This window comes from Cupriavidus sp. WGlv3 (assembly GCF_023952475.1).
Classification (GTDB): domain Bacteria; phylum Pseudomonadota; class Gammaproteobacteria; order Burkholderiales; family Burkholderiaceae; genus Cupriavidus; species Cupriavidus phytorum.
Map to the genome: position 1 here is coordinate 1 of NZ_JALHRX010000115.1, position 896 is coordinate 896.

Annotated in this window: 2 protein-coding genes; one reads left to right on the forward strand and one right to left on the reverse strand. The window is 46.3% G+C overall.

Features of this window, described 5'->3' with window-relative positions:
• On the forward strand, positions 1-201 hold a 201-nt coding region (locus tag MKD38_RS30725), incomplete at its 5' end, for a hypothetical protein (RefSeq protein WP_252682442.1).
• Between the two features lie 51 nt (positions 202-252).
• Here MKD38_RS30725 and MKD38_RS30730 read toward each other — a convergent pair.
• A complete protein-coding gene (locus MKD38_RS30730) occupies positions 253-408 on the reverse strand; it encodes a hypothetical protein (RefSeq protein ID WP_020384409.1) in 156 nt (51 codons plus the stop codon).
• Between the last annotated feature and the right edge of the window lie 488 nt (positions 409-896).

Below are 896 nucleotides of genomic sequence, written 5' to 3' on the forward strand. Positions count from 1 at the left end.
CGGGCCTTCGGCTATCGGAACGGGGAATACGGGCCTCAAAATCCCGTCTTCTTCAAGAATCCGCGCCGCCTTCCCCGGTATTCCTTGCTGAACAAGAAACCAACCGGTCTGCGCCAGGGGAGGGGAGCCCTCCACTCGCTGCACAATCAGACAAAAAGCGGCATGTGGAAGGTTTATTCAGCTAACATTGGTGCGTTCTGATGACGCTGCCCTTGATAGATATCAGCGCTGCAGCTCTATGCCCTGTCAGCGTTACAAACAAATCCTAAAATCACCCTTTCCGATCTCCAAGAACAAACAGTTATCGGACCAGCCCTCCATTTCCGCTGCGAATGCAGGCATAGCGCCGAACAGCACGGTCGCCGTCATTAAACCAACGACCCCCAATTTTTTAATCCTCTTGCGCATGGCACTCTCCATGAATTAAAAAAACGAAATTTCATGACACTTTGATGCTAAATGCAGACGATCCTAGGCTAAATTGTGGGGTATGAATTCATGCAATCAAATAACAAATTTATGAAGCGTCATTTGTTCGTGCTTCGTCTCCTAGAGAGATAGAGATAAAAGTTTATATGCCAAGCTATGCGAAGACATAGGACGATCGACTTCAACTCGTCATTGCTTGATCTAAATCAAGATCTAATGAGATGAGGAAAGATCCTATAGTCAGGAATGTTGTGCCGAAGAACTCAGTTTGAAGTAGGTGTCGAAAGCACGAAAAAGGGGCCAAGGCGTTTTGGAAACTACAGTCATACAAATTTAATATTTCGATAACGCCATCGGAGCCTGAAATGGTCAAACTACCCAATAGATCATGGGGATTTTATGGCACATGAAATCGGGGGCTTGTCACCTCACCACAGTAAAGAGTCATTTCCGCTCAAGCAAGCTAG